The organism is Sinorhizobium saheli (assembly GCF_001651875.1).
Lineage (GTDB): Bacteria > Pseudomonadota > Alphaproteobacteria > Rhizobiales > Rhizobiaceae > Sinorhizobium > Sinorhizobium saheli.
In genome coordinates this window covers 119,346-146,253 of sequence record NZ_LNQB01000070.1, presented here as the reverse complement: position 1 = coordinate 146,253, position 26,908 = coordinate 119,346, and the positions used below count along the sequence as shown (strand labels likewise).

The following is a 26,908-nucleotide window of genomic DNA, read 5'->3' as shown; positions in this document are numbered from 1 at the left end:
CCTTGTGGCCAAAATAGGGATGCCAACGGTAATGAACCACCAATTCCTGACCGACATGGGCAGAATGAACGGGCAATGGCTCTCGGCAGAAAGTCATGGCTCTTTGCCGGCTCCGATCGAGGTGCCGATCGCGCCGCCTTCATGGCGACACTGATCATGACCGCCAAGCTCAACGACGTCGATCCGCAGGCCTGGCTTGCCGATGTTCTCGCCCGTATTGCCGACACGCCCATTTCCAGGGTCGAGGACCTGCTCCCTTGGAACTGGATGGCATCGTTGGAAGGAGCCGCCGCTGGTAGGGTCAACTCGGGTGATTTGGCCCGCTCCACGCCGACGTATATAGGGACTACCAACTCTCGAGTAACGCATTTTTTTGGGAGAAGCTGACTGGCAAAATGCTGACCGCTACGAAGACAGAAGCAAGACCGTGAATGGAAGAAGATTATGAGTAAAATCGTCGACCTGTCCGCTATATGTGATCGTGCTCAAGGTGTCGCAGAGGGCACCGTGAGCCCCGCGGAAGTCGAGCTAGCGAGGGAAGTTCTTAGGAAAGGAAGCGGCGATATCGCCTCTGCTCTGTATATTGTCGGCTTCTGCGGCAATTCATCAGATGCGGAACTCGTCGAGAATTACATGCATGGCGCGGATCGCCATGTTCACGGGGAACTGGCTCTGAAGGCGCTTTGCAGGTACCTTGGCCTTATAGAGCGTTACCGGTCCCTAGTCCGAGAGCTCATATTATCGGATCGGGACTTGGGTTGGTCAGGGAGCAGAATGGCACCTATTCACCTCGCTGATGTATACTTGGCCAAGTTCCAAGATAACGAGGTGGGTTGTAGACTACTCAATATCTTCTGTGATTTTGCGAATGCATCGCAGCCCGCCGCCCGTTCCGTGCTCGTGAAAATACTAAACTTGCGACAGGCGCTTTCGGACCCTTTCGGGCTCGATTCTGAAGAGTGGAACGCGGATGCCGATGTGATCTTGAGCGCAGCAAAAAAGCGTTTCGAATGCAAAGACGACCCGCGTCGGCGTAAGAAGTTGCTTCACTAGGTGCCGGAGAGCTTGCTTTTGACAGCAGCGATGCCGTCATTGTCCATAACGGAGCCTGAGCAACGGTTTAGCGTACGCTCAGGTAAATGACCTCAGGCACCTGCGGTGCTCACCGGACGGGTACGTTGCAATGGGCATCCGCGAATTCAAGAAACGATTGCGCTTTCTAGCCAACGGTGAGGATTCACTGCCTGGCTACAAGGCAGACGGCTTTCGGGTCATGAACAAGAATATCGAGTTCATGACGGAAACAAAATTCGCGGCCGCGTGGAAGTTTGCGGAAGCAGGTAACAGGGAGGCCTGGGCCAAGCGAAAGCGGGTCCCTGACGTCCGTTGGAGGGCCCACACCTGCTGCTTTGCCGCACAGCGCGCGTTGAAGCTTGAAGGTGATTTCGTCGAGTTTGGTGTAAACGCTGGGCTGCTGTCGATGACAGTTTGTGAGTATCTCGACTTCGGCGCTCTCGATCGGAAGTTCTGGCTGTTTGATACCTTCGCTGGAATTCCCGACGGGGAGATGACTGCCAGGGAAGCAGCGCGAGCGAAGCAGCGGAACGCCGGCATCTACTTTGATGTCTTCGACATAGCAAATCGCAACTTTTCGAAATTCGACAATGCAATTCTGGTTAAGGGATTTCTGCCGAATACGCTTGAAGGTGTGCCGATCGAGAAGATCGCCTATCTCTCGATTGACCTCAATGTTGCGCGATACGAGAAGGAGTGCATCGATCGCGTTTGGGATAAGGTCGTCCCGGGCGCTGCCATTGTACTCGATGACTACGCCTTCATCGGGTGTGAAGAGCAGAATGCCATGTGGAACAAGTTTGCTGCCGTTCATGGGCAGTCAATATTGACTTTACCGACCGGGCAAGGGCTGATGATAAAGCAGTAAGGAACGTTTTGCCTGCGTTCATCATTGAAGCTCTACAATTGGTTATCACAACACCAAGAGGAGACCAAGATGGCAGGCACATCATTCAAGCTCTTTCTCGCAGCGGCGACAATCGCCATGTCGATGACCGCGCCCACGGCAGGCTTTCCTCAAGACTTCGAGCTCTATATCGGTCCCGGCGGCCCACGCTACTACGATGACTATCGTCCACGGTACTATGATGAATACAGACCGCGGCGATATTACCGACAGCGTTATCGGGAACCATATCAATGTACTCCGCGCCAAGCACTTTCTCTCTCTCGGCAGTATCTGCGGAAGCCCAGGATCGGGCGAACAACGAGATACTCCATTGAGGTAAGGGGCATAGGGAGTCGAGGAGAGCGCAATCGCGTTATCTTTGGCGCCGAGCCCGGCTGTCCTCGCATAGGCTAAAAGCTGACAACAGTGCGGTCATTTCTCCAGATTGCAGACAAAGCCGGAGCACAGATAGGGTGTTTTTGTGGTTCCCAGAAGAGGCCGCAGGATCAAGATCAGCGGTAGGTTCCAAAGGATCATGAGATGAACTGCGGCATCGATCCGTCTATCCCCAAACCAAAGGCTGCGCAAGACCAATAGGAGTATGGCCGAGCCCCAAGTGCCGCGCGGCCGAACCTCTGCGACGCGGAATCTGTTGAATATATTCTTGAGGCCGAATTCAGTGTACCTGAAGTAATCATAAGGGGCGTCGTGGAGCGGAAACTGGAACGGAGTTGACACGAATGCTTTGCCGCCGTGTCGGAGTATGTTGTGTATGTTTTCCGCGGCTTTGAAAGGTTCATTCACGTGTTCCATCACCTCGGCGCAGATGATGTAATCGAATGACTCAGGATCAATTTTCGTGTCAGTGATATCGTCGACAACGTCTGGCTTTCGTGCCGGATCAATATCCGTGCTGACGATCTGAACATGTGGGCGCATGGCTTTTTTGATGACATCCATCACTTCGCCACCGGATCCAATGTTGAGCACGCGGCTCCCTTCGGGAATTGCCCGCACGAACTCCGCAAGCATCGCGTTAAGCGGACGGCGTGAGATTCTCTTCGCCGTCCGCTTCATTTTCGATTTGAACATGTTTGTATGGCTCTCTGGTCTCAATCGGAAGTCAAAGAAGCCATAGTCCAGCGGCAATTCCTGTCAAGCGTGGCGCATTCCGCTGCAACCTTCCCCAACAGCAAAGGTGATTCATGAACAACACCGTGCCTCCCGGCGCGGCGATCCTGCTTGACTTCATTCGGGAGACTGAAGTCGGCAGTGGCGGTCGCGCGTCTTATGATGTGATCTATGCCCACAAACAGGACAGCCTGCCGAAGCCGCTGACGGCGATGACGGTGGGGGAGGTGATCGATGCGCAGAAGACGTGGTCCAGGGCGCATGGGTCGAGTGCGGCGGGCGCTTATCAAGTCATGCGGGCGACGTTGGTGGGGCTGTTGAAGGAACTGCCGTCGCTGCACAGAGACGTGCTCTTCGACCCGGCGCTTCAGGACAGCCTCGCCCATCATCTCCTGAACCGCCGCGGCTTTGCCGCCTTCGTTGCCGGTGAGATCGGCCTCGCCGAATTCGCAAAGCGCCTAGCGATGGAATGGGCGTCGTTGCCGGTTCTTGTCGATACCGACGGCGATCGTCGGCGGGTGCGGCGCGGGCAGTCCTATTATGCGGGGGACGGGCGCAACAGGGCGCTGGTGCGGCCGGAGCGGTTCGAGGCGGTGCTTCGCGCAGCCCTGGCTGCCGGCAGCGCACAGGAACGAGAGGCGGGTCGGGCGAGCGAAGCGGCGCCAGGGCGGGCGGCAAGACCGCGCAAGCCGGTTGCGCGCTCCGGCCGCTTCTGGACGTGGCTGTTGACGGCCGGCGGCACCATCGTGACCGCGCTCAAGGAACTGAACCTCGTAGCGCTGGACTGGCGGGTCCAGCTTGCGATCCTGGTAACGATCATCAGCTTTGCCGTTTACGCGATCTCGTCCATGCCGGCGGTTCGCGAGGCTCTGGGACTCAAGCGATGACGCTGTCCCGGGGCCATCTGTTCGCCGGCGCGCTTCTGCTCGCGGCTCTCTCCTGGATCGTGCACGAGATCCGCGCGGACGCCGCACAAGGGGTGCGCAACTCAATCGAAAGGCAAAACAATGAAGCAGCGACGCGCGCTGACGCAAAGCGCCTTGACTATGATGCCTGCTCTTCTGCTGGCGGGTTGTGGAATTTCGGGGCCGGCAGATGTGAGCGGCCTTCGCAACGTCGTAGGCACTGAGCTCGTCGGCGCACGCGGCGCCACGGCGGCCGACCAGCGCCGGATCGACCGCACAGTGGTCGGCCTCTGCGCCGCGTCCGTCTGGACGAGAGCGGAATGTGCGAGACACGGAGAGCGCAGCGATGATTGAGGCCCGCGTTCATCAGCAGCTCGGGACGTTGGTCGCCGAGGTGAAGAACCTGCGCGAGGATCTGCGCCGGTCGGAAGACAGGTCCGACGCGGGCCGCCTGTCGATGACCCGGAGAATGGACGAGCTCGTGGAGCGCATGCGAACGCTCGAGGCATCGATGATGCTCGTCAAGGACGACATCGCCGAGATGAAGCCCGTGACCGAGGACGTGCGCCGGTGGAAGCTGATGGGCATGGGCGCGCTTGGCGTCATCGGCATCGCCGGCGCGGCGCTCGGTGCGACCTTTGCCGACGTTGCGAAACGAGCAGCGATCCTGCTCAAGGCCGGGTGACACCCGCCGCCAATGCGCCGCCAGCCGTCGTTCGGCGAAGCTCAGTCGTCGTCGAAAAGCGGAAAGTCGCGATACCGCCGGTTGACCAGCCGCAGCGACCGGTCCGGCTCGATGACGTAGGTTTCGTAGACGCGGCGGCCGTATTGGTCGATGAACTGATGCGGCACGATGCTGCCCACGGGCGCCTTGGTCAGCCGGGTTCGCGGCTGGCCGCCATAGGTGATGCTGCCGGGAATCGGCTCGAGATAGGGCGAATAGCCGACGGTGGTGGTGGCTTCGCAGCCGCTGAGCAAAAGCAGGGCATAGAGGGCGGGCAAGACATGCTTCATGGCAAACCTCCGCGGCACAGGCTCCGAGTCGCTTATCTATCGCTCGGAAGGTCGTAGTCTATGCGGCGGCTTATCAACCGCAGCGAGCGGTCCTCGTCTATCACATAAGTTTCCGAGACCCGACGACCGAAATCGTCGAAGAAGCGATGCGGTACGATGCTGCCGACCGGCGCCTTTGTCAGCTTCGTTCGCGGTTGCCCGCCATAGGTGATGCTGCCGGGGATCGGCTCAAGGTTAGGTCCGTAACCGACCGTGGGCGTCGATGTGCAGCCGCTGGCCACGAGCACGGCGCAAAGAGTGGGCAAGGCGATCTTCATAGGCGTGCTCCGACAGCGCCCGCATCCATTCGGCTGGGCAAAGTCGCTGCAAAAGGCGGACAATTCTCTCCTTAAATCGGAACCAGTTCAAGGAGGCATCCGGGCGGCCGCGCTTGCGCCGTCGTTTCGATGGTGCGAATCTGCTGCTCCTCGAATGCAGCATCATTCGGCTTCTTCCTTCAACCACGAGCAGCAAGACGAAAAGTTTCGGTATGCCCCCGATAAGTGCGCTTTCTCATGCCACTGCCAAATGCCGGTTCCATCGCGTATGCTTTTCAAGAATGTAGACGCGGCGCCCGCCGGGCGGTATGGACGGACGAGCTAACCTCCATAGGTCTCAAGGTTTTGCGGGAACGTAGTGAATGTCCTGGTCCCACCAGCCGCTGTTTCAGGTGATTGCCCGATGACTGCCGAACAGGCTCTCTCCTTTCTCGTTCTCGGCACCATGATGGTCTTTTTCATATGGGACCGTTTTCGCTACGACCTTGTCGCCTGTTCGGCGTTGATGCTTTCGGTCGCCGTCGGCATCGTCCCCTACGATCACGCCTTTGACGGGTTCAGCGATGACATCGTCATCATCGTCGGTAGCGCATTGATCGTCAGTGCGGGCGTTGCACGTTCGGGCGTGGTCGACGTGGCGATCCAGCGGTTTCTGCCGGATTTGCAGTCGGTCAGGGCACAGCTTGCCCTTCTCGTCATCACCGTCACGGCGCTTTCCGCGTTCATCAAGAACATCGGGGCGCTGGCGATCATGATCCCCGTCGCCTTCCAGTTCGCCCGCCGCTCCAACGTGCAGCCTTCCGTCTTCCTCATGCCGATGGCCTTCGGCTCACTGATTGGCGGGCTGATGACGCAGGTCGGGACGTCGCCGAACGTGGTCGTATCCCGGGTGCGTGCGGACCTGACGGGCGAGAGCTTCACCATGTTCGACTTCACGCCGGTCGGCGCTTCGCTGGCTCTGGTCGGCGCAGTGTTCTTGCTCTTTGCCTACCGGCTGGTGCCGGAGCGCAAGAGTCAGCAGGTCGCGGTGCATCAGGCGATCGAGATCACGGATTATACCGCGGAAGCCGTCGTCCCCGCCGGGTCGCCGGTGATCGGCAGGCCTCTGAGCAACCTGGTCAAGCTCGGCGACGGCGGCGCTGTCGTCATCGCGGTGTTCCGTCGCGGCACGCATCTGGCACCGCTGCCCGATGTCGTTATCGAACTCGATGATGTCCTCCTCCTGGAGGGCGGGCCGGCCGCACTCGACCGCATCGTTTCCCAGGCGAAGCTCAGGATGTCCGGCGATCGGTCGCCGACGCCGAGCGACAAGGCGGGATCGGAAATCGAGGCGATCGAGGCCGTGATCGCGACCGGCTCGCCGCTCATCGGCATGTCGGCGCAGCGCCTGGCGCTGTTCAACAATTACAACGTCAACCTGCTCGCCGTCAGCCGCCAGGGCGAACGGCTGAAGCAGCGGCTCGGCAGCATCAGGCTGCAGGCCGGCGATATCGTCGTGCTGCAGGGAACGCGGCGGGAATTGCCGTCCTTCCTGCAGGACTTCGGCTGCTTGCCGTTGGCCCAGCGCGAAATCCTGCTTGGCACGATCCGGCGCGCGACGGTGCCGCTGTTCGTCCTCGGAGCTGCCATGAGCGCGACCGCCTTCGGCGTCGTGCCGATCTCCGTGGCGTTCTTTGCGGCCGCGCTTGCCATGGTCGTTTTCCGCGTCATTCCGCTGCGCGACGTCTATCGCGCCGTCGACGGGCCGATCCTCGTCATGCTGGCGACGCTGATTCCGGTCAGCGACACCTTGCGCACGACCGGAGGGTCGGATCTCATCGCCCGCTGGCTCAGCGGCATCGCCTCAGGGCTGCCTCCCGCGGGCGCGCTCGCCCTCATCCTCATCGCGGCAATGGCCGTAACGCCCTTCCTCAACAATGCAGCCACCGTTCTCGTCATGGCGCCGATCGCCGCAAGCTTCGCGACGGCGCTCGACTACCGGCCCGATGCCTTCCTCATGGCGGTGGCGATCGGTGCCGGCTCGGATTTCCTCACGCCGATCGGCCACCAATGCAACACTTTGGTGATGGGCCCCGGCGGCTACCGCTTCAGCGACTATCCGCGCCTCGGCCTGCCTTTGTCGATCGTCATCGTTCTGGTTGCCGTGCCGATGCTGATGTGGGTATGGCCGCTTCGGTAACGCGCGCTGCGGTGGCGGTGTTGCCGTCCTCGGTGGAAACGGCATGATCGCTTCCTATGTGAAGAGGAACCCGTCCACCCAAAGGAGGCCCGAGGCGTCGATGATTGACAAGATCGAGATCTGCACGCCGGAAGAGGTGCTGAAGTTCTGGTTTACGGAGCTTTCCTACGACCATTGGTTTACGCCCAATCCCGAAGTCGATCAGCAGTGCGTGCAGCGTTTTCAGGCGTCGCATCTGGCTCTTTCGAGGAAGCTGGACGACGTCTGGCGGGAAAACCCTCGCAACCTGCTTGCCGCCGTCATCCTGTTCGACCAGTTGCCGCGCAACATGTATCGCGGCTCGCCGCTCGCCTTCGCAACCGATTGCCTGGCGCTCAGGGAGGCAAAGCTCGCCGTCGGCACCGGCGCCGACATGGCGGTGCCGACGGAATGGCGCGCGTTTTTCTATATGCCTTTCGAGCATTCCGAGAATCTGACGGACCAGACGATGGCCGTGAAGCTTTTCACCGCGCTCGGCGATGCCAACTATCTCGACTATGCCATCCGCCATCGGGAAGTGATCGAGCGCTTTGGCCGGTTCCCTCATCGCAATGCGATTCTGGCCCGGACGTCGACGCCCGCCGAGGTGCAATACCTCGCCCAGCCGGGGGCGGGGTTTTAGGTCTATCAGTGTTTTGTTGACAAGGGAGGGAACCAATGGGTGTCGGTAAGTTGCCCGTGGGAGGGCGGATGCCGCTGCGGGCGGGTGCGCTTCAAGGTAAGTGCGCAGCCGCTTCTCACCATGGCGTGCCATTGCACGGGCTGCCAGCGGATGACTGCCAGTGCGTTCTCGCTGAGTGTCGCGATCCCGAGCGAGGGTTTTGAAGTGACGGAAGGCGAGCCGGTCATCGGCGGCCTCCACGGCGCGACACGTCATTATTTCTGCCCTTATTGCCTGAGCTGGATGTTCACTCGGCCGGAGGGCATGGATTGGTTCGTCAATCTTCGCGCAACCATGCTTGAGGATGCCTCTTGGTTCACGCCGTTTATCGAGACCTGGACGAGCGAGAAACTGCCTTGGGCGACCACGCCAGCAGTTCATAGCTACGCGGCGGTTCCAGCCCTCGAGGACTATGAAGGCCTGCTGCAGGAATATGCGAGCGGGGCACCGAAGCCGTGACAATCAACGAAGTGGCGGATCGGGTGCATCGATCGAGGTGAGCCGCCGTCGGAAGCGATTTCCCGGCCGGTCGTCTCACTCGCGAGGCCTGTGCCTGTTCGCCGCTCCGGCTTCTCGGCCGTAGAGCAACTTGCGACAGTGCGGGTGCAAATCCATCCGCTTCGGCTTGGCTTTGCATCTTTTTGCCGTGTTGCTTATGCAGACCGGACGATAGCGGCTGCTCGAGCGATTCCGCTGGGCTGCCATTCCGGATTGCAAAGGATATCGCGTTGCATCGCTTTGGAAAGTTGACCGCTCTCTTGATCGCTGCGTGGCTCGCTGCGCTTACGCTCGGTGAAGCCGGACGGGCAGCGGCACAGCAGCCGCAGCCGACCCCGCAGGCAGAGGTCGCCGACCAGGCAGCGGCCGCCTCTCCGGTGCTGCCCCCGGCGGAAGAACAGCTCAAGCAGGCCGAACGTGAACTCAAGCGGCTCATGGATCATGTCGAGGGCGCCAAAGAAGACGACACCCGGCTTGCCGAACTCAAGGTGCAGGTCGATGAGCTTTCCAAGCAGATCATCGCGGCATCAGTCGCGACGCGGCCGCGGCTCGACGAGATAAAGGCCCGACTTGACGAACTCGGCGAGCCGCCGGGCGAGGGGCAGCCGCCCGAAGCGGCGGTCATCGCCGAGGAGCGAAAGCGTCTGCTCGCCGAGCGTGGGGCGATCAACGCCCTTACCGGAAGAGCGGAAAACCTGTCGATCGAGTCGAAGAAGCTCGCCAACGGCATCACTGCCACGCGCCGCGCACTCTTCTCCAACACCCTGTTGAAACACACGGACGTCTCCGCCGCGATGTTGAGCGAGGCGATCACGGCGACCGTCGACGAAAGCAAGGCGCTATGGCGCAGCATCAGCAGTTGGCTGACGTTTGCCTGGAACTACAAGCGCGTACCATTCCTCAGTGCGATCGGTCTTTCGCTCTGCGCGGCGCTGATCTTCCTCGTCGGCAGCTATAGGCTTTTCTCGCCCTTTCTCCTGCGCCATGAGGAAGAGGAGGAAGAGGAGCCCACCTATTTCCGGCAACTTTCGCTGGCTTTCTGGTCGACCCTCATTCCGACCATGGCGCTCACCGCCTTCGGAACGTCCAGCTACTTCTTCCTCAGCACTTTCAACGTTTTGCGCCCGGATATCGCGCCGATCATCGCCGTCACGCTCGGCATGATCGTCGCGCTCTCCTTCGTCACCAAGCTCTCCAATGCCGTGCTTTCACCCAAGCGGTCGAACTGGCGCCTGGTGCGCGTATCGGATCGCGGCGCGCGCAGGCTGATGGCCCCGATTTTCGCCATGGCCCTGGTCAATGGTCTCGACTATCTGCTCGGCAGCATCGGTGAGGCTCTTGGCTCACCGGTGGTGATGACGGTTGCGAGGAGCTTCCTCGCATCGATCATCATCGGCCTTATCCTCATGTCTCTGGCCTGGATCCGTCCGACGCTTCGGCCGGACGAGCCCTTCGATGCGCCCGGTCGTCCCTGGCCTCGCGCCATCTCCCTCTCGCTGCTCTTGATGGGCGGGGCGCTTATCGCCATCGCGCTGTCGGGTTACGTCGGTCTGGCGCGCTTCATTGCCACGCAGATCATCATCACCGGCGCGATCCTGGTGATGGTCTATATCGGCGTCCTGACGGGACGATCGGTGTCCAAGCAGGGCGCCTTCGCCGAGACAATAGCCGGCCGCTATCTGGAGCGACGCTTCAACCTGGAGCAAGTTGCGCTGGACCAGATCGGCCTTGCCGCCGGTCTCGGCATCTATGCGCTCGTCCTGGTCTTTTTTATTCCGCTGATCCTGCTGCAATGGGGCTTCCAGATCGCCGACATCGAAGCCTGGGCCTATCGGCTGGTCACGGAGATACGGATCGGCACGATCACCATTTCGCTGGTTGGGATCCTGGCCGGCGTATTCTTCTTTGCGTTCGGCTTTGTCGCAACGCGCTGGGTCCAGCGTTGGATCGACGGCAACATCATGGCGCGCAGCCGCGTCGACGCCGGCGTGCGCAACTCCATTCGCACCGGCATCGGCTACATCGGTCTCGGGGTTGCCGGACTGATCGGCTTGTCAGCCGCGGGTATCGACCTGTCGAGCCTGGCGCTCGTTGCCGGCGCCCTTTCGCTCGGCGTCGGCTTCGGCCTGCAGAATATCGTCTCCAACTTCGTGTCGGGCCTGATCCTTCTGGTCGAGCGACCTTTCAAGGTTGGGGACTGGATCGTCAGCGGCACGACCGAAGGTTTCGTTCGCCGCATCTCGGTGCGCGCAACCGAGATAGAAACCTTCCAACACCAGTCGATCATGATGCCGAATTCGCTGCTCATCAACGCATCGGTCGGAAACTGGACGCACCGCAACAAGCTTGGCCGTTCGGAAATCGCGGTCACCGTGACCTATGCGAGCGACCCCCGCCGGGTGATCCAGGTCCTGGATGAAATCGCCGCAGCTCATCCCAAGGTCCTCAAGAATCCTGCACCCAATGTCAGTTTCACCGCGTTCGGCGACGAGCGGATGAACTTCGAACTGCGGATCTACGTTGCCGACGTTTTGACGGCGGGGGGGGTGCGCAATGATCTTCGCGTCGCGATCTACGAGCGTTTCCGCGACGAGGGGATCGGCGCGCCGTTCCCGATGAAGATCGAGGATGTGACGCCGGAGGCGGCGCTGCCGGAAGAAACCGACCCTTCGATAGCCCGTGGAGGGGACGGTCGGGAACGAAATGGCAGAGGTCGCTCCTGAGCAAAGCGAGGACGATAGCCGGCGCAGTGGCAGGCGTGGCGACGGCCGTCGATAGCTCCCTGAGCACCCCCAACCCACAGGTCCAAGGACAAAGAACCGAATAACTCGATGCTGTCGCGAGCCTATTTGGACGAGCGCGGCGCCGTGTTACAGCGCGATGCGCTCACATGCGTTCGCGCCACCGCTCTCGGCGTCATGCAATTGCCGCATTTGTGCGACGCCCGGTGATCCACCTGGCTGCAAAATGCTCAACAGCGCCGTGCGTCCTTCAGGACGCACAATGGTCGCTGTAACGCGTTGAATCGGCGCATCGAGCTATACGGGCCGATGCGCCAGCGGCGCGGCGCTTTTGCGGCGATGCGCCGCTGCCAACGATCGCGACAATCCCGGTCATTTGCCAAAGATCATCACGATCGAGGTCAGCGCAAATGGCAGCTTCACTCAGCCGTTAGAGGCCAGCTAATGCCTGAGCGACGGGCGCGACGTGGGGCCATACCTCCAAGGCGCCGCGATAGATCATATCGACTGCAACGTAGAGGATAATTGCCAAGCCGACATAGGCGATCCAGTGGTACCGGCTCAGCAGCCGGGCAATGAAGCTTGCGGCAACCCCCATCAGGGCGATCGAGAGCATCAGGCCGAAGACAAGGATAGTCGGATGTTCGCGGGCTGCACCCGCGACCGCCAGAACGTTGTCGAGCGACATCGAGACGTCGGCGACCACGATCTGCGTAGCGGCCTGCCGGAAAGTCTTCTTCGGTGCATTGGCCGCGTCCAGCCCAGCCTCTTCGTGTCCGCCTGAACGAATTTCGCGCCACATTTTCCAGCAGACCCAAAGCAAAAGAAGGCCGCCCGCGAGGAGAAGGCCGATAATGGCAAGAAGCTGGACCGTGAAGGTGGCAAGTACGATACGAAGCGCGGTGGCAGCGAGAATGCCGACCAGGATCGCTTTCTTGCGCTGTTCGATCGGCAGACCGGCTGCCGCCAAGCCGATAACGACTGCGTTATCCCCGGCAAGCACGAGATCGATGACGATGACCTGGAAAAGCGCCAATAAGCCGGCGGACGTAAGAAGTTCCATAAGCGGTGATCCTTTCCCCTATATCCCCGAAACGCCTGCCGGCGTGGCAAACGCATAAACCGCGAACATTCGGCGGATCAAGGGGCAGCGGCGTCTCACCCAAAATATATTGCGCTGATCGTTCCATCTCCTCGCATGCCGGAACCTGTGCGGGGCCAGGCAAATCGCGCATGGTCCGGGCACCGGGACGGCGGTCGACGGGTCGTCCAGGGCCAGTTCAGCGGACCAGTCATAAAAAGGGAATGCAATTCTTCTTGCTGCCGTTTAGGTTGCTTTGCTGAGGATGCCCGCGAGTTCGTCAAAGGACGAAAAGGTGACTGGCAAAGGGGGGCGGCGCGGTGCGCCGAGGGACAAATGAGGACAGTTTTTGCTGCCTTGTTCTGTAGCATGCTGATCAGCAGTGCGGCGGAGGGCGCGATGGTCACCAACAAAGATGGCGAGACCGCCGTGCTGGTGATCGTCGAGGGCGAGAGCCGGATGGAGGTGGCCATCGATGCCGGCGCGACGGAAATGATCTGCCCGAGCGGCTGCTTCGTCACCGCGCCAAACGGCGACCGCATCGGTCTTCAGGGCGAAGAGACGATGGAAATCGTCAACGGCTCGGTCATAGTGAAGTAGGCGCAAGCCCCTACAGCGCCGCGCATCTTTTCGGGCGCGCGAAGATCGCTGCAGGACTTTGAATTGCCGCACGCCCCTGGCCCTGATGAGGACGTGCAGCACGCGTCTCACGCGTGATGGCCGGTGACGGCCTTCACCAATTCGCCTGTCAGTTGCTGGCTGGTGCAGTGAGAAATGTCGCCCAGCGACAGCATGCCGACCATTCTTTTCTGCTCGTTGATCACCGGCAGGCGCCGGATCTTTCTCGTTTCCATCAGATGAATGGCGTCCTCGACGGACTCGGTGGTGCGGCAATAGACGATGTCCCTTGTCATCACGTCACGGGCCGTGAGCTCGGAGACGTCGTGACCGTTGGCCAAAGCGCGCAGCGTGATGTCGCGATCCGTTACCATCCCGATCAGACGATCGTTTTCGCCGACGGGCAGTGCGCCGATATCTTCGTCTTTCATGATGCGCGCGACCGTGCGCAAATCCGTTTCCGGTCCGATCCAACGCACGCCAGGATGCATAGCTTCTTCGGTTCTCATGGTACCCTCCCACGATCAGCTACAGACCTATTATACGCGAAAAATCGTGGCCAATCGTTGATATCGGCGGCCGAAACGAGAATTCTGCGACCGCAGTCAAGGACGGCCGCGCAGGTGCATAAAGCGATACGGGTACTTCCTTCCGTCGGGCGTGACGCTGGAATCGAATGGTCGTCACGTCAGCTTCCGCCGCCGTTCCAATTCCGCCTCGGTCGGTTGATCGAATTCGAACGACCCCGTGACGACCGGGCCACCGCGGACGTATTTATTGATCGTGACCCCGGTTCCGGAAACTTTCGAGCTGACCAGTTTCAACGCCGCCGGCATGGTCCCACTACCGAATAGTCTTTTGCCCTTTCCGAGTACGAGGGGAAAAAGCGACACGTACATCTCGTCGACGAGATCGTTGCGCAAAAGAGTTTGCAGGAAATCGGTCGACCCTTGCGTCAGCAGATTCGGACCGTCCTCGTCTTTCAGCCCCCTGAGCGCGGCGACCGCATCCATGCCGAGGGTCCGGCTGTTCTGCCAATCGAGCTTCAAATCGGGATTGCGCGTCGCGACGAATTTCGTGATGCGATCGAACAGGGGGCCGATCGGGTCGTCGGCGGCGACATAGGGCCAGTGCGCAGCAAAAATGTCGTAGGTCTTGCGGCCAAGCAGAAGATCAAACGGCTGGGCGAACATCTCGCCCACGGCCTCTCCCATTGTCTCGTCGAAATAAGGGGCGGCCCAGCCCCCGTGGGCAAAACCGCCGACCGGATCCTCGTGCGGCCCGCCAGGCGCCTGCATGACCCCGTCAAGACTCACGAATGCTCCGACGATGATCTTTCTCATTGCGTTCTCCTCGATTGCCACTCAACCTGGTCCAGGACGTTTGACGGCCGCGGGTGCCGACAGGTGTCAGGAAATATTCGCCGCCAATTCGGTCGTAGACGCCTGCGGGGTGTCAGAGCGGGCGCCGTCGCCGTCGGCACCGCATTCACGGAATGGCAAAAATGCTGATCTCGTTGGCGATACCGCGCAGCGTCATGTTGTGCGCCATGGGGTTCAGGCCGCGGTCGGTAAGCAGGCTGGATGCGCGCGGATCGTCGAGCACCGACCCGGTGGCGAAAATCTCACGCGAGGTGGCGAGGTGCTGGACTCGCGAGGCGATGTTGACGGTCTGGCCGAAATAGTCCTGCCTCTCATTGAGATTGACGGCGATGCATGGTCCCTCGTGGATACCGATTTTCAAAAGCAGGTCCTCGCTGCCGCGCTCTTCATTGAGCGCGCGCATAGCGTCGCGCATACGCATCGCCGCGGCGACTGCCCGGTCCGGCGTCGGGAAGGTGGCCATCACGGCGTCGCCGATCGTCTTGACGACGGCGCCCGCTTCGGCGGCGACGATCTCGTTGAGGACCTTGAAATGCGTCCGCACGAGATCGAAGGCGGCGAGGTCGCCGACGCGTTCGTAGAGCTCGGTCGATCCGCGCAGGTCGGTGAAGAGAAAGGTGAGGCTGGTGATCTTCAGCCGCTGGTCCACGTCGAGCGTGTCAGTCCGGTAGATATCGCGGAACGTCTGATTGGAGAGCAGCCGCTTGGCGGTGAGGAACGGCCGCCGGCGGCCGAGCAATGCATGCAGCGCCTCACCCGCCACACAGACCGAGGGGAGCGTGCGCACTTCGGCGTGGTTTTCCACCTGGACACGGATCGGTCCCGGCTGCAGGGTCAGCGTCTCGCTATGGCGGTGCGAACGATCAAAGACGAGCGATAGGTTGCGCCGCTCCTTCGTAGGCTCACCTTTCATGTCGAGGAATTGTGCCGCGTGGGTCACCGGCTCGAAGACGATGACGAATTCGGCCGGAAGCTGCAGCGAGATGACCGCCTTCTCACCCGGTGGCAATTCCAGCGCCTCGAGGACGAATTCGTCGACCTTCGCCTCGTAGTCCCCTTCCGGGAGATCGATGCCCGAACCCCAGTAGATCTGGCGGAAATACTCGGCCGGCGGCAGCGCATGCGGGTTATGGGCCGCGATATGCCGGACCCGCGGGCTGACCGTGAAGGTCACCTCAACCATCTCGTCGAGCGTCGGCTCGTAGCCGGCCGCACAGAGCGCGCAGGTATACTCGGTGCTCTGGACGGTCTTCAGCGAGGTGTTGGCATCGAGCACTCCGCCGCAGCCGGGGCAGAGCACGTTCCATGAAAGTTCGAAAATGCCGAGACGGGAAGCCTGCAGGAAGCCCGCAACCGTCTCCTCCTCATCCAGCCCCTCGGCTGCCGCGAAGGCGAGCGCGTTGATGCGGCAGAGCTTGTGATCGGGCGCATCCCGAACGCGTCGCTCGAATGCATCGACGATCTCCGGCCTCACCGACTGGCGCAGTACTTCGTACAAGGTCTGAGCTTCATTCATGGATGCATTCTATACGGAAATCGAAAGGTGGTCAGCGAAATACGAAGGTCGTGACGAGGGGCCTCGCCAAGGGCCCGGGCGGCGGTCGAAAGACACCTTTCACATTAACACCCGATAAAGCCTTTTGCCCCTAGGATGACTTTCGGGGACACTTTTTTCAGGGCGATCAATGTCATTCTTCGGCGTTTCCGGAATGTACTATTCCGGCGAATCCCTCGGACAGCACCGCATCGTGCTTGCCGAGGACTCCAATCTCTTTGCATCGATGGTTTCGAAGCGGCTGAAGGAGCTGTTCGATATCGACGTGATCGTCTGCCGCGACTACGAGGACCTGCAGTTCTCAGTCGAGAACGCTTCCTTTCCCGCGGCGCTTGCGATCTCCAACATCAATTTGCCTGGCGCTGAGAACGGCGAGGCGCTGAACTACCTGATCGACATGAGCGTGCCGACGATCGTGTTCACCGGCTCGTTCCAGGAGAGCACGCGCGAGGCGATCCTCGCCAAGGACATTGTCGATTACGTCATCAAGGACAGCGTCTTTGCCGTCGACATGCTGGCGGAATCTGTTTGCCGGTTCCTGACCAACCACAAGCATCACGTGCTGATCGTCGACGACAGCCCGACCGCCCGTGCCGTCCTGACGACGCAGTTGAAGCGCTACAATTTTCGCACGAGCTCGGCCGACAGCGGTGCAGCGGCGCTCGCAATCCTCAAGGAAAATCCCGACATCGAACTCGTCATCACCGATTACAACATGCCGGACATCGACGGTTTCGAGCTCACGCGCCGGATCCGTGCGGCGCACGGTCCGCATCAGTTGCGCATCATCGGCGTATCGTCCTCGACGAACCGGCTGCTTTCCGCGCGCTTCCTGAAGGCCGGCGGCAACGATTTTGTCGTTCGGCCCTTCGTCAACGAGGAGTTCTATTGCCGCGTCAACCAGAACCTCGACACTCTCGCCAAAATCAGGACCTTGAGTGTGAAGGCAAAAGTCCCGGCATGAGAGACGACTTGGGACGAAATCCGCCGTCCGGTTGATCTGTTAACGAAATTGCAACCCGCAGGCTTTTCAATCCCCTCAAATGAAGTGGGGAATTTCCGGCCATGCCTGCCGCGCCGAACGGCAACTTCGGTGCGGGCGCGAGCCGGACGTAATTGCATGGTCGGCAAGCGTGACCTTTCTTTCGCAATGCTCTTGGGGCGGTGCCGTCTCAAGCATGGAGCCATGCGGCCGGTAGGTGTTGCGGCTCCCCTGCGTTACCTAAGCGGCAAGGCGCTGAGCTTCGCGGCCGCATGATGCGTTACGGAATTTGATTGCGGCGTCGTACCGCCCGGGTGACGATGCTGCTGGAGGGATGGGGGCCGCAGGGACCGTGAGATTGCGCCGCACGCCAGGAAGGGCGAATGCCGTGCAAAAGCACCGCGACAAGCGTCTGCTGCTCATCGAGGATTCGCGCATGTTTGCGACCGCGCTGAAGCATGGGCTGGAGGTCACGCATGGCCTCAACGTCACCCATTGCGCCTCGCTCAAGGCGGCCAGGGAAGAGCTTGCAGAGGCCGCAGAGGGATTTTCCCTCGTCGTGCTCGACCTGAACCTGCCCGATGCGCCGAATTGCGAGGCGCTGGACCTCGTCCTGCACGAAAGAATACCGGCCATCGTCTTCACGGCCGCATTCAACGACGGCACGCGCGAGACGATCCTCAGCCGCGGCGTGGTCGATTGCATCGTCAAGAACGAGCCGGACTCGATCAATCGCTTGATCGCCGCCGTCGACCGCGCCCTGGCAAATGGCCGGACCACTGTGCTCCTCGTCGATTCCAACCTGGCCTCGCTCCACGACCTCGCGGGCATCTTGCGCGAGCAGCGGATCTCGGTCGTGGAGGCGTCGCGTGGTGACGCGGCTTTGCATGTTATCGATGCGGGGGATGCGATCGATGTCGTCGTGACCGACACCAATCTCGCCGACATGGCCGGAGCGGTCCTGTTGAAGGAGATCCACGATCGGCAAGGTGACGAGGCCATGCCGGTGATCGGTCTTTCGGACGAGGGCGATGCGCGATTGGCGGCGCGCTTCATCGAGGCCGGCGGTGCCGACTTTGTCCGCAAGCCGTTCCTGGAGGCGGAGTTCTGCGGCCGCGTCCGCTACGCCGCCGCGATGCAGAAGCGCATGCAGGCGCTTCGGCGGGTGGCGGCCAGCGATTATCTGACCGGCATATACAACCGCCGCCATTTCTTTCTCACCGGGCCGCGTCTCGTCGATCAGTGTCTGAGGCGCGGCGACGGCACGTCAATCGCCATTCTCGACATCGACCATTTCAAGCGGCTGAACGATACATACGGCCACGAGATCGGCGACATCGTCCTTAAGCATGTGGCGCGACGGATGAAGGCGCTGGTCGGGGAGGAGCACCTTCTCGCGCGCCTCGGCGGCGAGGAGTTCTCGATCCTTTTCAATGGGCTCAGCGTCCGCGAGGCTTTCGCCTTCTGCGAACGGATCCGGCTCGGGCTCGCGAAGTCGAAGATCGTTGCCGACGACGAGGAACTGACGATCACGGTCTCCGTCGGCCTGGCCACGATCGAGGCGCCCGAGTCGTTCGACAACTATCTGCACGCGGCCGACCAGTTCCTCTACATGGCGAAGCATGCGGGGCGGAACCGGGTGATGTCGGAACTCGCTCTGCTCGATGCATTGGCATCGTGACGGCAGTCAAATCGGGCTCGACACTGGAGCAAGCGGGCGGGCGGCATGCGCTCACACGCGTTCGCGCCACCGCTCCCTCTGTTTGTTTTCGACGCGTTTGTGCGACGTCAGGTGATTCCACTCGCCGCAAAATGCTCTGGCGCCCGTCAGCGTACCATCTGCAGGGTAAGCTTGCGTTCGGCGCGCTCTTGCTGCGGCGAACGGTTGTAGAGCTCGCGATAACACTTGGAGAAGTGCGAGGCGGAGACGAAGCCGCAGGCGACGGCGACTTCGACGACGGGCATCGACGACTGGATGAGCAGGTGCCGGGCGCGGTCGAGGCGGATTTCCAGATAGTAGCGCGCAGGCGAACGCCCCATTTCCTGTCGGAAGAGCCGCTCGATCTGGCGGCGCGAAAGATCGGCGCTTTCGGCGATCTCGAGCAGCGAGAGCGGTTCGGAGAGGTTGGCCTCCATGAGCTCGATGATCGAGAGCACCTTGGCATTCTGGACGCCGAGGCGCGCTCTCAGCGGCAGGCGCTGCCGGTCGTGCGGTCCGCGGACGCGGTCGGTGAGGGCCTGTTCGCAGACGCGGTTGACGAGGTTTTCGCCGAAGTCCTGGTCGATCAGGTTCAGCATCATGTCGAGCGAGGCGGTGCCGCCGGCGCAGGTGTAGATGTTGCTGTCGATCTCGTAGAGATCGGCGTAGACTTCAGCCTGCGGGAAGCTTTCGGAAAAGCCCGGCAGGTTCTCCCAGTGGATGGCGCAGCGCTTGCCCGTAAGCAGGCCTGCGGAGGCCAGGACATGGGCGCCGGTACAGAGGCTGCCGACGGCGATGCCACGGTTGTAGACTTCGCGCAGCCATGCGTTCACCGACTTGTTCTGGAACTCTTCGACATAGACGCCGGAACAGACCAGCACCATCGAGGGGCGACTTTCCCCGGCAAGGTACTTGCGTTCATCGGCGAGAGAGGTATTCACCTCGAGAGCAATACCCGCTGACGAAAAGACTTTTTGGCCGTCCGTCGAAGCGAGGCGCCAGATATAGGCGTCATAGCCGAGCATACGGTTGGCAATGCGGAGTGTTTCGATCGCTGCCGAAAAGGGCAGCATGGAAAAGTTAGGCACCAGAAAGAAGACGAGCGAGCGCTTTTTCGTCAGGGGCTTGTTCATGAGACCTCCCAGGCTACGGCCAGCCTATTCGTCGCTTGGAATATAGTGCTCCAGCATGTCTATTTACGACATTGACATGGACAGCCGCGACTGAGAAGGGATTTCGCATTGCGACATGGCGGATTTCCGCCCGCTCGGCGGCTCAGCAGGGATCGTGCGAAAAAGCGACGTTGGACCCGGAAGCCATGACGCTATCTGACAAGAAGCGCGCAAACTCGATCAGGAGTTGTGCTTGCTCGTTCCGTTGCCGCTTTGCCGATTGCGACTTCATTTCCGTTCATCGGACCGATGTCGGTATTTGACAAGATGCGACGCAATGCCGGAGTTTGTCCTTGATCCGGGTCGGTTCAAGAAGACATGCCGTAGTCGATCTTGCCGTCGACGAGACGGATTTGCCGATCCATGCGCGCTGCCATGTCGAGATCGTGCGTCACGGCGATGACCGTCTTGCCGCGTTCGCGCACCAGGCTTTCCAGGATGTTGAAGACCTGTTCGGAGCTATGGCTGTCCAGGCTTCCGGTGGGCTCGTCGGCGAGGATGACCGCAGGGTCATTGGCAAGCGACCGGGCGACCGCCACGCGCTGGCGCTGGCCGCCGGAAAGCTGGTCGGGCCGTTTGTCGATATGTTCGCCAAGCCCCAACGACGCGAGCAACTCCGCGGCCCGCGCGCGGATTTCCGCTCGCCCCAGCCGTCGGAGCCGACGCATCGGGATCTCGACATTCTCGCGCGCGGTGAATTCCGGGAGCAGAAAGTGGAACTGGAACACGAAGCCGAGCGTGGAAAGCCGCGTTGCGGCACGCTCCTGCTCGTTCATGGGCTCGGTGTCGCGGCCGGCAATCCTGAGGATACCGCTGGTCGGGCGGTCGAGCAGGCCCAGGAGGTAGAGCAGGGAGGATTTGCCGGAGCCTGACGGTCCGGTGATGGCGACGAATTCCTTTTCTCCGATCGAAAGCGAGACGTCCCTGACCAGTGTGACGGGGACGGTCTCCGGCAGGATGCGCGTCAGCTTCTCGGTTTCGATGAGCACGCTCATGATGCGCCCCGGATGATGTCGACCGGATTGAGGCCCGCCGCGCGGCGCGCCGGCAAATATCCCGCCACCGCCGCCGAGCTCAGTGCGAAAGCCGATGCGATGACATAGTGAAGCAGGCTCCAGGTGATCGGCAGATGCGTCATCTCCTGGCCCGTCGCGGCGATCTCGAAACGTATCAGCGACAGTGCGTAGGTCATGGCAAGACCGAGCAGCGAGCCAAGCGCGGAACCAGCCGCGCCGATCGCCACGCCTTCGAGGAGGAAAAGCCCGCGCATATCGGCCTCCCGGAAACCGAGAGACTTCATGATGGCGATATCGCGCGCCTTCTCGTGCGTGATGGTGGAGATGATATTGTAGATGCCGAAGCCGGCAACGAGCATGATCGCGCCGACGACCGTGTACATGATGACGTTGCGGATGACGAGCGCCTCGAGGATCGATTCGTTCGCCTCCTGCCAGGCAACGGCCTCGTAGCCAAGTTCGGATTCGGCGCGGCGCGCCACCGATGGCGCAAGGCCCGGATCGTCGAGCTTGATACGAATCTCGTTGATGGCATTCGGCCGCGCAGAGAGGATTTGCGCGTTCTTCAGAAGCACGTAGGCCTCGCCCTCGTCGCGTGCGGTCGTGCCTGTGTGGAACAGGCCGACGATCTTGAAATTGCGTGTCAGACCTTCCGAAGACACCGCGGTAATCGTGTCGCCGAAGCCGGCGCCTAGTCGCGTCGCCATCGTGTCGCCGACGACAATATTGTTGCCGCCCGCGATAAGCGCAGCGAAGCTGCCTTCGACGAAGTCCTCGGCGATGGGCGAGACGGCGAGCTCGCGTTCGGGATCGACGCCGATGATGGCAGCCCCGACCTCGCGGCTGGCATAGCGGATCACGCCTTGCGCCTTGAGGCTGGCTGCGAACCGTCCCGGAACCCAGCTTTCGAGCCAGGCGGTCGCTGCCGTGGGGTTGATGATCCCGCGCCTGTCGTCGCGCGGCCTCAGCCCCGAGATCGCCGCCGTCGCAAACACGTCCTCGGCGGGCTGACGGCGGGGCGTGCGGCGCTCGTCGCTGATGTCGACATGCGGCATAGTGTCGACCATCTGCCTTACGAAATCGTCCTGCCCGCCCTGCATCAGCGCCGCCATGGCGATGGAGAAGCCCACGCCCACCGCGACGCCGAGCACGGCAACGAGCATCTGACGGCCGCGGCCTGTGATATGCGTGGCTGCGATGTCGAAGATGAGGCGCATGTTTCCAGGCTCAGGACCGATCCTGCCGCGACGCGACGGTCACGCGCGCGCCATCGGCGAGGTCGGGAAAGGGTGAGATCACAAGAGCGTCCTCGTCAATGCCGGCCAGCACCTCGACGCCGTTTGTGCCGCGAATCCCGGTGCGGATCACGCGCCGCCGGGCCGTCCCGTCTTCGACGACGAAGACCTCGTTGGCTTCGATGGCGACGGACGGGATCAGGAGCGCGTTCTTCGAGACCCGTGTCACGATATTCACGTCAGTCGACATGCCGATCTTGAGCGGCGTGTCGTCGGGCAGGCGCAGGCGAACGCGATAGGTCTTCGTGACGGAATCGCCTTTCGGCGTGATGCTGTCGACCACCGCCTCGAGATCCTGCCCCGGGAAGGCGTCAGCCCGCAAGAGCGCGCGCTGACCGACTTGAACGCGCGGGATGTCCTCCTCGTTGACCTCCGCGATCACCAGGAGCGGCTTCGGCTCGCCGACCCAGACAAGGACCGTTCCCAGTTCGGCGACTTCGCCTACCTCGCCATCCTGCCTCAGCACGACGCCGGGGGCCGGCGCTCGCAATACGTAGGTTTCCAGGCGCGCCTTCTGCCCGGCAATCAGCGCCTCGATCTGCAAGAGCTCGGCGCGAGCGCGGTCGAGCGCCTGCTGGCTGGTCACATTCCGTCCGGCAAGCACGGAGAGGCGCCGGTACTCTTCCTGCGCCAGGGCTCGCCGCGCTTCGAGTTCGCCCAGTGTGGCCCGCACCTGGCTGTCGTCGAGCCGGGCAAGCACGTCGCCGCGCGCGACCCTCGACCCCTCGCAGTCGCATTGCTCCACGATCCTGTCGCGGACGACAGGCGCCACCTTGGCCCAGGTCCGCGGCTCGACGCTGCCGCTCGCATAGACGATTTGCGCCGCATCACCGCGTGACGCCCGCACGACCGAGACTTCCGTCGGCCTCCAGGCGAGCCATGCCGTCGAACCGGCGACCGCCGCAAGACCGAGGACGCCTACCATCCAGCGTGCGAGCCGCACGTACCACTCCCTAAGCACTTATACCCGGTGAACCTATAGCATTAGACCGACCGTCGGTCTATTATCCAGGTCAAACGCGCCGGTAACGAGTTGGTTCCGATCCGCTCGTCACGCTCATCACGCGCCGGCAAGCCACACTCAGAGCGGGATGCGCTCACATGCGTTCGCACCACCGCTCTATCTGTTTGTTTTGACGCATTTGTACTACGTCGGGTGTTTCCACCCGACTGCAAAATGCTCTAGGGAAACCGCCTTGGCCCGAGTGATAAAGTCGCCTGAGATTCGATCCGCCGAGCTTCTCGATTGTGCCCAGCGGCTTTTCTTCGCGAATGGCTACGACAACACGACGGTGAACGACATCATTCGCGAAGCCGGCGTGTCGAAAGGCGCGTTCTATCATTACTTTGCCTCGAAGGAGGCGCTTCTCGAGGCGCTTGCGGTGCGTCTGGCGAGCGACAGCATCACGGCGCTGCGGCCCGTGCTCGACGACCCGTCGCTCGACGCGGTCGGCCGGCTCAACGCCCTCATGGCCGGATCGCGGCGGTTGAACGTGGAACTGGCGCCGCAGCTGCACAGCACCTTCGACGTCCTCTTCCGCCCGGAAAACGTCGTGCTCTTTCACAAGATCGACGAAACGGTCAGGGAAATCGCTGCGCCGCTTATTTGCGCAATCCTCGAAAGGGGCAGCGAGGAAGGGCTTTTCGACATTCCGGATCCGCGAGCCTTTGCCGACATGCTTCTGCAACTGCGGCTGACGTTCCGGGAAGTGATGCACAAGGCGTTGCGCCGGGCCGAGGAGGGGGATCTCGACGAAGCGGCTGAATTGCTGGACGAGCGGCTCCGGCTCTACGGCGTGGCGATCGATCGGCTCCTGAAGTTGCCCGATGGGACGATCAAGGTCGCGGAACACGGCTTTGCGCGCGCATTCCTCGAGGCCGGTCCCTCGAAACGTTGATGCCGTAATCTCGTCAAAGGGCGGAAAATGCGCCCACCAAAACAAGAAGGGCACTCCGTCGACCGGAATGCCCTTCAGAGGCTCGCTATGCGGTCAATGCCGGGAGGACGGCATTTGGGGGAGCCTTTACTCATTGTTCCGTCTTGTGCACCGCATCATCGACGGAGGGGAAGCCGATGTCCTTCAGCGTGTCGTAGGAGAGGTTCTCCAGAACGCGTTCGTTGCGATGCCGCTTCCAAGCGGCCCAGGCGCGGGCGCGCAGGCTGAAAAGACCGGGCAGTGCCGAGTGGCCCTGGCTCGATGCGGAGGATGAATGCTGGTTCGTAGACATTGCTGGTTCCTTCTGAGTTTTTCAAAAGGTCGCGACCATGGATTGTATATGGCGCAACGCGATTGATCATTCAAACGAATATGTTTGATCTTTTTCATCAAACATCGTGATCTGTTTTCGCCGCACTAGTCGCTTCTAGCGGATGGCGGTATCGGCTGCTGTTCCGGCTGTAACAGGTCGTTGCGAACCCGCGCCGGCAGTTTCGCCAATTGGCGGCGGGTTTCCACCCGATTCCTGACGACGTTGTCGGCGCGCCTTCGGTCGGCGACACGATCGATCAGCGAGCGGGCGCGCGCGAGCATCGCAAGAACCATGTCGCCATCGTCGCCGGAGCGGGGCAGGGCAGAGGCCGCGCCCGCGCCCTGGAGCCGCCGTCCGACGCCGGTACCGCCGTGGATCAATGTCAGAGTGGACATGGCCTTCTCCTTGCCCTGGGTTCGGACGGTTCGGCATCTGCCTCGCCCGTCCTTGCAGCTTGACTATCGCTCGCTTCTGATGTTCAATCAAACGAAATGAAGTTAATCTATCTTTCAGAATTTCTGAATGAGGATGCCGCCATGAACATGATGCTGCGCCACGCGCTTCCGCTGCTCGAGATGGACGTGCTGAAGACCTTCGTCGCCATCGCCGAAACCGGCAACTTCACCACCGCCGCGGAGACGGTGTATCGCACTCCTTCGGCGGTCTCGATGCAGATCAAGAAACTGGAGGAGATGCTCGGCTGCACGCTCTTTCTGCGCGACGCACGCTCGGTGTCGCTGACCCCCAAGGGTGAGCTGCTTCTCGGCTTCGCCCGGCGGCTCTTGTCGCTGAACAATGAGACGGTGTCGCGCTTCCTGATGCCGGACATGAACGGCGTCGTGCGTGTCGGCGCGCCGGAAGACGTTGGGGAACGCATACTGCCCGATGTCCTCAAGCGCTTTGCCGAATCCTATCCGAACGTCACGGTGGACGTGTCGATCGGCATGAGCAATGCGATGCGCAAGCGCGTCGACGAGCATCGGCTGGACATCGCGATTTATAACAGCCTTTCTGACGAGGCGGCGAAGGACGGCGAAATCCTGATGCAGGAGAAGCTGGTTTGGGCTGGCGCGAAATGCGGCGACGCGCATCTGCGCGATCCGCTGCCGGTCTCCATGTGGGAGGACGGCTGCGTGTGGCGCGCCGATGCGGTCGAGAAGCTTTCTCGAGCCGGCCGCAAGTTTCGCGTCGCATTCCTCAGCGCCTATACGACCGGGCAGCGCGCGGCCGTCCTCGCCGGGCTCGCGATCGCGCCGTTGCCGCGCTATCTCGTCCAGGGCGACATGATCGCGCTTGGCGAGCGCGACGGTCTGCCGGATCTAGGCCATTATGACATCGGCCTGAAGGTGATAGAGGATGCCCCGGCGCCGGTCCTTGCGGTTGCCGATCATGTCCGCGAAGCCTTCGCGGAGCTTCAGATGCAGCCGGCGAGGGTGGCCGCTGCCGGTTAGGATCTTCCCGGAACGATTTCGGGCAAGGCTGCGAAGTTGACTTCTATAAGCTATCGCTTATTATAAATCATGGCTTATGAAGGTAGACTATTTGCCGCACTGGCCGACCCGACCCGACGCGCCATTTTCGAGCGTCTTGCTGAGCGGCGGCATTCGGTCGCCGAGTTGGCGCGCGCCGTGCCCGTTTCGCAGCCGGCGATATCGCAGCACCTGAAGGTCTTGAAGGAAGCGCGCCTCGTCCGCGACGAGCCGGACGGTGCACGGCGCATCTATTCGATCGACCCGAAAGGCCTCGGGCCGCTCAGGCGATGGCTCGACCGCTTCTGGGACGATCAGCTCGCCGCCTTCACAGTCGCCGTCGAGGATAAAGATGACCAGTGATGAGCGGCCGGTACCGCCGCGCCGTCATGGCCGGACAATCGGAGGGAGGTATCATGCACACGATCGAGCCAGCAGCGGTCCGCAAGTCTGTGACCGTACACGTGCCCCCGGAGAAAGCATTCGATGTCTTTGTCAACGGCATGGGGAACTGGTGGATCAAGGAGCATAGCGTCTCGCAATCCGGCCAGAAGACGGTGGTGGTCGAGACCTTTGCCGGCGGCCGCTGGTACGAAATCGGCAATTCCGGCGAGGAGTGCGACTGGGGCCGCGTCATCGATTACGACCGGCCGAACCGCATCCTCTTCGCCTGGCAGCTCAACGCGGATTTCACCTTCGATCCGGAATTCTACAGCGAGGTGGAAGTCCGCTTCGAAGCGAAGGGCGACGGCGAGACGACCGTGACCCTCGAACACCGCAACCTTGCGAATTTCGGATCGAAGGCCGAAGAGATGCGCCGCAGGTTCGATTCCGAGACCGGCTGGGGCGGTCTCCTGGCATCCTATGCCGCCACGGTGGCTTGAGCCTCGCCTTGGCCGAATTTCCATGAGGTATCCCCAGGGCCGGCGGCAACTATGCCG

29 protein-coding genes and 1 pseudogene are annotated in these 26,908 nt (G+C 61.5%); 17 read left to right on the top strand and 13 right to left on the bottom strand.

Features of this window, described 5'->3' with window-relative positions; translation table 11 throughout:
* From ATB98_RS29975 to ATB98_RS11370, 3 genes and pseudogenes are all read left to right on the top strand, one after another.
* Positions 1–267, top strand: a pseudogene (locus ATB98_RS29975) (transposase domain-containing protein); the annotation flags it as partial.
* A gap of 177 nt (positions 268–444) precedes the next feature.
* Complete coding sequence (locus ATB98_RS11375) at positions 445–1,053, top strand: hypothetical protein (RefSeq protein ID WP_066873587.1); 609 nt, start codon at positions 445–447, stop codon at positions 1,051–1,053.
* A gap of 130 nt (positions 1,054–1,183) precedes the next feature.
* Positions 1,184–1,942: a TylF/MycF/NovP-related O-methyltransferase gene (locus tag ATB98_RS11370; protein WP_066873584.1), complete on the top strand. Its 759-nt coding sequence runs from the start codon at positions 1,184–1,186 to the stop codon at positions 1,940–1,942.
* A gap of 453 nt (positions 1,943–2,395) precedes the next feature.
* On the opposite strand, the gene ATB98_RS11365 is transcribed toward ATB98_RS11370, so the two are convergent.
* Positions 2,396–3,055 carry a class I SAM-dependent methyltransferase gene (locus tag ATB98_RS11365; RefSeq protein WP_066873581.1) on the bottom strand — a complete coding sequence of 220 codons (660 nt, stop codon included), beginning with the start codon at positions 3,053–3,055 and terminating at the stop codon, positions 2,396–2,398.
* Positions 3,056–3,168: 113 nt separating this feature from the next.
* Here ATB98_RS11365 and ATB98_RS11360 point away from each other — a divergent pair, with 113 nt between their 5' ends.
* The 3 genes from ATB98_RS11360 (at position 3,169) to ATB98_RS11350 (ending at position 4,684) form a co-directional block, all read left to right on the top strand.
* Positions 3,169–3,981, top strand: coding sequence for a lysozyme family protein (locus ATB98_RS11360; RefSeq protein ID WP_066873578.1), 813 nt, complete (start codon positions 3,169–3,171; stop codon positions 3,979–3,981).
* Positions 3,982–4,101: 120 nt separating this feature from the next.
* The gene (locus tag ATB98_RS29970) at positions 4,102–4,353 is read left to right on the top strand and encodes a hypothetical protein (RefSeq protein ID WP_066873575.1); all 252 of its coding nucleotides are present in this window, start codon (positions 4,102–4,104) and stop codon (positions 4,351–4,353) included.
* Positions 4,346–4,684: a DUF1515 family protein gene (locus ATB98_RS11350; protein WP_066873571.1), complete on the top strand. Its 339-nt coding sequence runs from the start codon at positions 4,346–4,348 to the stop codon at positions 4,682–4,684. Before ATB98_RS29970 ends, ATB98_RS11350 begins: the two co-directional genes overlap by 8 nt.
* A gap of 41 nt (positions 4,685–4,725) precedes the next feature.
* Here ATB98_RS11350 and ATB98_RS11345 read toward each other — a convergent pair whose 3' ends face one another.
* Complete coding sequence (locus tag ATB98_RS11345) at positions 4,726–5,013, bottom strand: hypothetical protein (RefSeq protein ID WP_066873568.1); 288 nt, start codon at positions 5,011–5,013, stop codon at positions 4,726–4,728.
* A gap of 32 nt (positions 5,014–5,045) precedes the next feature.
* Positions 5,046–5,330 carry a hypothetical protein gene (locus ATB98_RS11340; RefSeq protein WP_066873565.1) on the bottom strand — a complete coding sequence of 95 codons (285 nt, stop codon included), beginning with the start codon at positions 5,328–5,330 and terminating at the stop codon, positions 5,046–5,048.
* Between the two features lie 403 nt (positions 5,331–5,733).
* Here ATB98_RS11340 and ATB98_RS11335 point away from each other — a divergent pair, with 403 nt between their 5' ends.
* The 4 genes from ATB98_RS11335 (at position 5,734) to ATB98_RS11320 (ending at position 11,430) form a co-directional block, all read left to right on the top strand.
* Positions 5,734–7,509: an SLC13 family permease gene (locus tag ATB98_RS11335; RefSeq protein ID WP_066873562.1), complete on the top strand. Its 1,776-nt coding sequence runs from the start codon at positions 5,734–5,736 to the stop codon at positions 7,507–7,509.
* A gap of 100 nt (positions 7,510–7,609) precedes the next feature.
* The gene (locus tag ATB98_RS11330; RefSeq protein WP_066873625.1) at positions 7,610–8,170 is read left to right on the top strand and encodes a DUF924 family protein; all 561 of its coding nucleotides are present in this window, start codon (positions 7,610–7,612) and stop codon (positions 8,168–8,170) included.
* A 39-nt stretch (positions 8,171–8,209) separates the two neighbouring features.
* Positions 8,210–8,668, top strand: a complete 459-nt coding sequence (locus ATB98_RS11325; protein ID WP_066873559.1) for a GFA family protein — start codon at positions 8,210–8,212, stop codon at positions 8,666–8,668.
* A 269-nt stretch (positions 8,669–8,937) separates the two neighbouring features.
* A complete protein-coding gene (locus ATB98_RS11320; RefSeq protein ID WP_066873556.1) occupies positions 8,938–11,430 on the top strand; it encodes a mechanosensitive ion channel family protein in 2,493 nt (830 codons plus the stop codon).
* A gap of 448 nt (positions 11,431–11,878) precedes the next feature.
* Here the strand turns inward: ATB98_RS11320 and ATB98_RS11315 are convergent, their stop codons facing one another.
* Positions 11,879–12,511: a TerC family protein gene (locus ATB98_RS11315; RefSeq protein WP_066873553.1), complete on the bottom strand. Its 633-nt coding sequence runs from the start codon at positions 12,509–12,511 to the stop codon at positions 11,879–11,881.
* A gap of 354 nt (positions 12,512–12,865) precedes the next feature.
* Here ATB98_RS11315 and ATB98_RS11310 point away from each other — a divergent pair, with 354 nt between their 5' ends.
* Complete coding sequence (locus ATB98_RS11310) at positions 12,866–13,129, top strand: hypothetical protein (RefSeq protein ID WP_066873550.1); 264 nt, start codon at positions 12,866–12,868, stop codon at positions 13,127–13,129.
* A gap of 107 nt (positions 13,130–13,236) precedes the next feature.
* On the opposite strand, the gene ATB98_RS11305 is transcribed toward ATB98_RS11310, so the two are convergent.
* The 3 genes from ATB98_RS11305 to ATB98_RS11295 form a co-directional block, all read right to left on the bottom strand.
* Positions 13,237–13,656, bottom strand: a complete 420-nt coding sequence (locus tag ATB98_RS11305) for a CBS domain-containing protein (protein ID WP_066873547.1) — start codon at positions 13,654–13,656, stop codon at positions 13,237–13,239.
* 174 nt (positions 13,657–13,830) lie between these two features.
* Positions 13,831–14,490 carry a dihydrofolate reductase family protein gene (locus tag ATB98_RS11300; protein ID WP_066873544.1) on the bottom strand — a complete coding sequence of 220 codons (660 nt, stop codon included), beginning with the start codon at positions 14,488–14,490 and terminating at the stop codon, positions 13,831–13,833.
* Between the two features lie 145 nt (positions 14,491–14,635).
* Positions 14,636–16,045, bottom strand: a complete 1,410-nt coding sequence (locus ATB98_RS11295) for an adenylate/guanylate cyclase domain-containing protein (protein ID WP_066873542.1) — start codon at positions 16,043–16,045, stop codon at positions 14,636–14,638.
* Between the two features lie 169 nt (positions 16,046–16,214).
* Between ATB98_RS11295 and ATB98_RS11290 the strand changes: the two genes are divergently transcribed.
* A complete protein-coding gene (locus ATB98_RS11290) occupies positions 16,215–17,048 on the top strand; it encodes a response regulator (protein ID WP_066873540.1) in 834 nt (277 codons plus the stop codon).
* A gap of 406 nt (positions 17,049–17,454) precedes the next feature.
* Positions 17,455–18,747 carry a diguanylate cyclase gene (locus ATB98_RS11285; RefSeq protein WP_407695291.1) on the top strand — a complete coding sequence of 431 codons (1,293 nt, stop codon included), beginning with the start codon at positions 17,455–17,457 and terminating at the stop codon, positions 18,745–18,747.
* Positions 18,748–18,893: 146 nt separating this feature from the next.
* Here ATB98_RS11285 and ATB98_RS11280 read toward each other — a convergent pair whose 3' ends face one another.
* The 4 genes from ATB98_RS11280 to ATB98_RS11265 form a co-directional block, all read right to left on the bottom strand.
* The gene (locus tag ATB98_RS11280) at positions 18,894–19,898 is read right to left on the bottom strand and encodes a GlxA family transcriptional regulator (RefSeq protein ID WP_066873537.1); all 1,005 of its coding nucleotides are present in this window, start codon (positions 19,896–19,898) and stop codon (positions 18,894–18,896) included.
* A 347-nt stretch (positions 19,899–20,245) separates the two neighbouring features.
* Positions 20,246–20,932: an ABC transporter ATP-binding protein gene (locus ATB98_RS11275; protein ID WP_066873534.1), complete on the bottom strand. Its 687-nt coding sequence runs from the start codon at positions 20,930–20,932 to the stop codon at positions 20,246–20,248.
* Positions 20,929–22,170 carry an ABC transporter permease gene (locus ATB98_RS11270; RefSeq protein WP_066873529.1) on the bottom strand — a complete coding sequence of 414 codons (1,242 nt, stop codon included), beginning with the start codon at positions 22,168–22,170 and terminating at the stop codon, positions 20,929–20,931. Before ATB98_RS11270 ends, ATB98_RS11275 begins: the two co-directional genes overlap by 4 nt.
* A gap of 10 nt (positions 22,171–22,180) precedes the next feature.
* Entirely contained in the window at positions 22,181–23,173 is a 993-nt protein-coding gene (locus ATB98_RS11265; protein WP_066873526.1) for an efflux RND transporter periplasmic adaptor subunit, read from the bottom strand.
* Between the two features lie 280 nt (positions 23,174–23,453).
* On the opposite strand from ATB98_RS11265, the gene ATB98_RS11260 reads away from it, so the two are divergent.
* Positions 23,454–24,146 (top strand): TetR/AcrR family transcriptional regulator, encoded by a 693-nt coding sequence (locus ATB98_RS11260; protein ID WP_234781908.1) that lies wholly within the window; start codon positions 23,454–23,456, stop codon positions 24,144–24,146.
* 130 nt (positions 24,147–24,276) lie between these two features.
* Here the strand turns inward: ATB98_RS11260 and ATB98_RS11255 are convergent, their stop codons facing one another.
* The gene (locus tag ATB98_RS11255; protein WP_066873520.1) at positions 24,277–24,477 is read right to left on the bottom strand and encodes a hypothetical protein; all 201 of its coding nucleotides are present in this window, start codon (positions 24,475–24,477) and stop codon (positions 24,277–24,279) included.
* Between the two features lie 125 nt (positions 24,478–24,602).
* Entirely contained in the window at positions 24,603–24,893 is a 291-nt protein-coding gene (locus ATB98_RS11250; RefSeq protein ID WP_066873517.1) for a hypothetical protein, read from the bottom strand.
* 141 nt (positions 24,894–25,034) lie between these two features.
* Between ATB98_RS11250 and ATB98_RS11245 the strand changes: the two genes are divergently transcribed.
* The 3 genes from ATB98_RS11245 (at position 25,035) to ATB98_RS11235 (ending at position 26,851) form a co-directional block, all read left to right on the top strand.
* The gene (locus tag ATB98_RS11245; protein ID WP_084435439.1) at positions 25,035–25,949 is read left to right on the top strand and encodes a LysR substrate-binding domain-containing protein; all 915 of its coding nucleotides are present in this window, start codon (positions 25,035–25,037) and stop codon (positions 25,947–25,949) included.
* A gap of 69 nt (positions 25,950–26,018) precedes the next feature.
* Complete coding sequence (locus ATB98_RS11240; protein ID WP_066873512.1) at positions 26,019–26,330, top strand: ArsR/SmtB family transcription factor; 312 nt, start codon at positions 26,019–26,021, stop codon at positions 26,328–26,330.
* 53 nt (positions 26,331–26,383) lie between these two features.
* Positions 26,384–26,851: an SRPBCC family protein gene (locus ATB98_RS11235; protein WP_066873620.1), complete on the top strand. Its 468-nt coding sequence runs from the start codon at positions 26,384–26,386 to the stop codon at positions 26,849–26,851.
* Positions 26,852–26,908 lie beyond the last annotated feature (57 nt).

Coding starts and splice junctions, on each gene's coding strand:
- ATB98_RS11250 (WP_066873517.1), bottom strand. CDS start 24,893: ATGTCCACTCTGACATTGATCCACGGCGGTACCGGCGTCGGACGGCGG.
- ATB98_RS11290 (WP_066873540.1), top strand. CDS start 16,215: ATGTCATTCTTCGGCGTTTCCGGAATGTACTATTCCGGCGAATCCCTC.
- ATB98_RS11235 (WP_066873620.1), top strand. CDS start 26,384: ATGCACACGATCGAGCCAGCAGCGGTCCGCAAGTCTGTGACCGTACAC.
- ATB98_RS11300 (WP_066873544.1), bottom strand. CDS start 14,490: ATGAGAAAGATCATCGTCGGAGCATTCGTGAGTCTTGACGGGGTCATG.
- ATB98_RS29970 (WP_066873575.1), top strand. CDS start 4,102: ATGAAGCAGCGACGCGCGCTGACGCAAAGCGCCTTGACTATGATGCCT.
- ATB98_RS11330 (WP_066873625.1), top strand. CDS start 7,610: ATGATTGACAAGATCGAGATCTGCACGCCGGAAGAGGTGCTGAAGTTC.
- ATB98_RS11365 (WP_066873581.1), bottom strand. CDS start 3,055: ATGTTCAAATCGAAAATGAAGCGGACGGCGAAGAGAATCTCACGCCGT.
- ATB98_RS11370 (WP_066873584.1), top strand. CDS start 1,184: ATGGGCATCCGCGAATTCAAGAAACGATTGCGCTTTCTAGCCAACGGT.
- ATB98_RS11305 (WP_066873547.1), bottom strand. CDS start 13,656: ATGAGAACCGAAGAAGCTATGCATCCTGGCGTGCGTTGGATCGGACCG.
- ATB98_RS11240 (WP_066873512.1), top strand. CDS start 26,019: ATGGCTTATGAAGGTAGACTATTTGCCGCACTGGCCGACCCGACCCGA.
- ATB98_RS11315 (WP_066873553.1), bottom strand. CDS start 12,511: ATGGAACTTCTTACGTCCGCCGGCTTATTGGCGCTTTTCCAGGTCATC.
- ATB98_RS11375 (WP_066873587.1), top strand. CDS start 445: ATGAGTAAAATCGTCGACCTGTCCGCTATATGTGATCGTGCTCAAGGT.
- ATB98_RS11340 (WP_066873565.1), bottom strand. CDS start 5,330: ATGAAGATCGCCTTGCCCACTCTTTGCGCCGTGCTCGTGGCCAGCGGC.
- ATB98_RS11270 (WP_066873529.1), bottom strand. CDS start 22,170: ATGCGCCTCATCTTCGACATCGCAGCCACGCATATCACAGGCCGCGGC.
- ATB98_RS11280 (WP_066873537.1), bottom strand. CDS start 19,898: ATGAACAAGCCCCTGACGAAAAAGCGCTCGCTCGTCTTCTTTCTGGTG.
- ATB98_RS11350 (WP_066873571.1), top strand. CDS start 4,346: ATGATTGAGGCCCGCGTTCATCAGCAGCTCGGGACGTTGGTCGCCGAG.
- ATB98_RS11255 (WP_066873520.1), bottom strand. CDS start 24,477: ATGTCTACGAACCAGCATTCATCCTCCGCATCGAGCCAGGGCCACTCG.
- ATB98_RS11295 (WP_066873542.1), bottom strand. CDS start 16,045: ATGAATGAAGCTCAGACCTTGTACGAAGTACTGCGCCAGTCGGTGAGG.
- ATB98_RS11310 (WP_066873550.1), top strand. CDS start 12,866: ATGAGGACAGTTTTTGCTGCCTTGTTCTGTAGCATGCTGATCAGCAGT.
- ATB98_RS11265 (WP_066873526.1), bottom strand. CDS start 23,173: ATGGTAGGCGTCCTCGGTCTTGCGGCGGTCGCCGGTTCGACGGCATGG.
- ATB98_RS11335 (WP_066873562.1), top strand. CDS start 5,734: ATGACTGCCGAACAGGCTCTCTCCTTTCTCGTTCTCGGCACCATGATG.
- ATB98_RS11245 (WP_084435439.1), top strand. CDS start 25,035: ATGAACATGATGCTGCGCCACGCGCTTCCGCTGCTCGAGATGGACGTG.
- ATB98_RS11275 (WP_066873534.1), bottom strand. CDS start 20,932: ATGAGCGTGCTCATCGAAACCGAGAAGCTGACGCGCATCCTGCCGGAG.
- ATB98_RS11345 (WP_066873568.1), bottom strand. CDS start 5,013: ATGAAGCATGTCTTGCCCGCCCTCTATGCCCTGCTTTTGCTCAGCGGC.
- ATB98_RS11360 (WP_066873578.1), top strand. CDS start 3,169: ATGAACAACACCGTGCCTCCCGGCGCGGCGATCCTGCTTGACTTCATT.